This is a genomic window from Dolichospermum sp. LEGE 00246 (genome assembly GCF_015207865.1).
GTDB classification, from domain to species: domain Bacteria; phylum Cyanobacteriota; class Cyanobacteriia; order Cyanobacteriales; family Nostocaceae; genus Dolichospermum; species Dolichospermum heterosporum.
In genome coordinates this window covers 1-4,168 of record NZ_JADEWA010000472.1, presented here as the reverse complement: position 1 = coordinate 4,168, position 4,168 = coordinate 1, and the positions used below count along the sequence as shown (strand labels likewise).

The window sequence follows — 4,168 nt, the reverse complement described above, 5'->3', positions numbered from 1 at the left end:
ATATTATTGTTAATCACATCAATTGATGAGAGACATCTAAAATCTAGAAGGCGATGTAAATAATCTTCGCGCAAAGTTAAAATAACTTTCACAAAAGATATACCTAAACAATTACTAATAAATTGATCAAATGCTTGTTTTTCGTGAAAATCTGTATAACCAAAGAAAAATTCTTCAAATTGATCAAAAATTAAAACTGTAATTAAGTGATTATCTGCATTTTTTCGTAATTGTTGTAAAATGTCATTAGCAGTTATCAGAGGACAAAACTTAGATCGAGATTCTGTTTCAATGGCTGATTGTTTCCCCATTTCTAACATAGCTTTGGTAAAGGATTTTCCTAATTCTCCTAACCAATCTCTATAAACTTGGAGGACAACTGGTACAGCAATTTGATCACCAATAGCGCGGTTTTGTAGTGCGGGAACTAAGCCAGCCGTAACGATAGAACTTTTACCAACACCTGACTGTCCATGAATAACTATTAATTTTTGGTCTGCACGACTAATTTTACCAATTAAGCGATTAACATCAGAGTTTCTACCAGAAGCGGCAATTTCTAAAGCTATACTATTACTACCAAATGTAGATACTAAACTGGGGTTGGTGACTTGTCTTTGAGGTTGTAACCTTCCAGCCCCAATAAAGGAGACAAAACCATATTGTTGTTCTACAGAATGGAGTTTTTGTTTAATAATATAGGCTTGAAGATAGTGTCCTATTTGAAAGTATAATAATCTTAAATTATGTAATAAGCGAATGTAACGATGGGGATCATATTGATGTTCACTGTTCTCTAAAGCTGATGGTAGTTGTTGAGATGCTGTATTTATATATTCTTCTGCTACCGTTATTTTTCCTAGATGATTGAGGGCTTTGGCTAAAGTTAATAAATAAATTTGCTCTAATATCAGAGGAAATAAATAATTATTTGATTCTGGGCGATTTTTTTCTGTTTCTAATTGTAGTAGTGATATATGCGCTAAAATACTAGCTTGTGTCCAGTTTGAATTATGTACGGCTACCTGCGCTAAAAAACCATAATCATAAGCTAATTGAATTTTCCTTCCATATATTTGATGTAGTTCTAGGGATTTTTTAGCGACAAATTCTAATGCTGTCCATGATTTTAAACTATATAGGACTTCTAATAATTGTTCAATAGATTCTGAAACTAAATCTATCCGTCCAGCAATTTCAAATATTTGTAAGGATTGCTGAAAATATGTTTTGGCTGATTGCCAATATGTTTCTCTTGATTTGGGGTTTTGTTCGGCAAGACGACAGTAACATAATCCAATATAAAATAATAGAATTGACTGTTTTAAAAGATCGGCACAAGATGAATTAGATAATCCTGCTATTATATCAGTTGCATATTCTGTCGGTTCTAAATCTTCTTGATGATGCCAAAAACACAAACTTTTCTGAAAGTTATTTAAGGCAGAATCAATCCGATTATTGACATAATCATCTATGCCAAAAATAAATTCTAACCTAGCATTTAATTCTGCCTCGATTCCAATCCCCCTATCATACAATTCTTTAATTGCATAATGGAGTTGGTCACTACTAATCCATACTTGTTCTAAGGTGACAGGATGAACTTGAGCATAATTACTTTGTAAGACTCTTGTAAATAAATCGTCAGTTTCTTCGTGGAGAAATTCTAGTAATCCAATAGAAGTCATTTCAAATCTAATTGGTGTAGCTGCCCAACTCGCAAAATCGGGAGCTAACCGCATGATTTTTTGTAAAACTTGATCATTTACCCAAAAAATTATGGGGGTTTGATAACACTTACGAAATTCGTCTCGGACTTGATTAATGGAACGCAAGAGATCATCTATTTCATAGATTGATTCAAACCCCATAATCATTAATCCAGCAGGTTGATCAATGGTAAGTTGTGATTGAATTGCTGTATATAAACTTGTAGTTTTTTTGTCTAAAGTAATACTTTGAATGCGCTCATTTCCCCAACCATTAATTGCTAGTTGCTGCTGGATCATATCTCGCAGGAATTCGTAGTTACAGCACAGTAAAATAACTGAAAACTGATTTTTAGAAAAGGTAATTGCTCTTTCCAAACTACGTAAAGACTTTTGGTTAGCGGCGATTATATTCTCTGCTTGCTGTCTTTTAACCATAATCTAAACTTTTCCATTTCTGCTAAAACTGGGTTAACTGCAAACCAAACTTCTTAACTGTTCTCCTCGATCAATGAATAAGTATTCGGGGAGCGATCGCCCAGAAGGTAGAGGACGAACCGCCACCCTATCCAAGTTATCCACAATCACCACCAATCCCTTCTTCCCCCTGGCTTTTAGCTCCAAATTAGCTCGGTCTAACAGTTCTTCATTAATTGATTGTAAGATATTCTCTGTGCGTGGTTCTAGATAGTCTCTTAAGCGTCTGCGTAACTGGGGACTTTCTTTGGTTTTTGCCGTAATTTTGGCAATTCCTACCGATAATTCGGCTTCTACTCCCAAGTCTAAAGGAGTTTGCAGAAAATCTACCAACTCCCCAAACAACTTAGTAAAGTAACTAGGTTGGACACGCAGCTTCATCGCTTCCAAGTTTTTACTCACCAAACCAGCGATCGCTAACAGAATATCTGTAATATCTATATCTACCATTTCTAAAACATGAGTAGACTCAAAATAGACCACATGAAAATCCTGCGCTTCCAACTCAGCCTTGAGTTTTAATAATTCCGTAGATTTTCCACAGCCCAAATGTCCTGTAAATAACTGACAGGTTGGCGTATTTGGAGATATCTTAGTAATAGTCCGCAGCAGAGCTTCAATGATCTTCCCACCCCGGACTGAAGTAAAATCAATATAATACATCCGGTCGTCTACATTCTCAATCATCAAGGGACGGGAAGGATTACAAGCCTGATAAAATCTTTCTAAATTAAAAATCATAAAAAATCCAATTCACGCTGTAATTGTCACAACATCATCTGTCACAATCTCTTTTACAGCGGAAAACTAGACATATCCGCAACAACTTAGTATGTAAATACAACTAATTTGATCTTTTTCTTCACAGCCTCACCCTACCCAGTCCCCAAAGCAATTTACTTGCATTAAAATTTACATTAATTACGTGCAGAAGTTTTCAGTGTTATAAGGTATAGATAGCGGAAAAGATACCCGTCATCCGTACCTCATAAGACAAGCAAGTGCCGGAATGAAAATAAGCAAAAAGGGAACCCCCGCCCTGAATTACTTAATTGTATTGCATCCAATTGATAACCGCCACAACGATTGAATCACTCCCTCTACTGAAGCAACCCAAAATAGGCAAAATATTGAAAGTTGATAAAAAACTTGATGTTCTGACAAATCTAGTCAAACACTAATTACGTAGCTTCAACTGTAATTATTACCAAAGCATATTAATCTCTGCATCTACCCCTACGAATACAGTCACCTGATTCTTCATCCCTAGCAGACATACCTACCACTAACTGTGATTGAGAATAATTTCCGATTCTTACCCCTGCATTGTCAATGGACAGCTTATTCCCTGCAAAACAAGCACTGGAATTGTACAGATAGACAGACAACACCATTAGTCCTAAACCAATTGTTTTTTTCATATCAAAACTCAACTCAGAATGCTATTGCGTAATCAGCAACATCATCTTCGTGAATGAAAACTTGTGAATTAGTTAATGGTTTTCAAAATTGCCATAAAAAATCTGCCCATAGCATCAAACAAGACACTACAAACAATGCCAACTCAAAGCGCATTAACTTATCTCATTTATTTATTGCAAAGACTAATCTAGACTAATATTGGACATTACCCAATTACATCCTTGATTTATCTCAGAATGAACAAACAAGTTATTGTTTTCATTGATTCACAAATCCAAATTTAGATTTATGACTGCTAAATTAACTCTTACCCCCCTGGCAGAGTTAATTTAACCACAAGATAACGTTCTTTCTATCTGTACAAATTCTCTGAGAAAAACCCGGAGAAAAAAATCTTTTTTTGACCAGAAACAAAAATAGATATTATGCGTCATCAAATAAACGACGTAATCTAAAACACAATTGCATCTAATCACCACCAGAGATTATTTTTTCGTAATCATGAAAAAATGACTCATCACAGGGGATATAGCTAATTAATATTCACCAACTCATAC

Annotated in this window: 1 protein-coding gene and 2 pseudogenes; all 3 read right to left on the bottom strand. The window is 35.0% G+C overall.

Translation table 11 applies throughout. The features are described 5' to 3' along the window. Positions 1–2,150: pseudogene (locus tag IQ228_RS22380) on the bottom strand (ATP-binding protein); the annotation flags it as partial. A gap of 39 nt (positions 2,151–2,189) precedes the next feature. After that, a pseudogene (locus IQ228_RS22375) lies at positions 2,190–2,930 on the bottom strand (P-loop NTPase fold protein); the annotation flags it as partial. A 476-nt stretch (positions 2,931–3,406) separates the two neighbouring features. Beyond that, the gene (locus IQ228_RS22370) at positions 3,407–3,610 is read right to left on the bottom strand and encodes a hypothetical protein (RefSeq protein ID WP_193964486.1); all 204 of its coding nucleotides are present in this window, start codon (positions 3,608–3,610) and stop codon (positions 3,407–3,409) included. Positions 3,611–4,168: the final 558 nt, after the last annotated feature.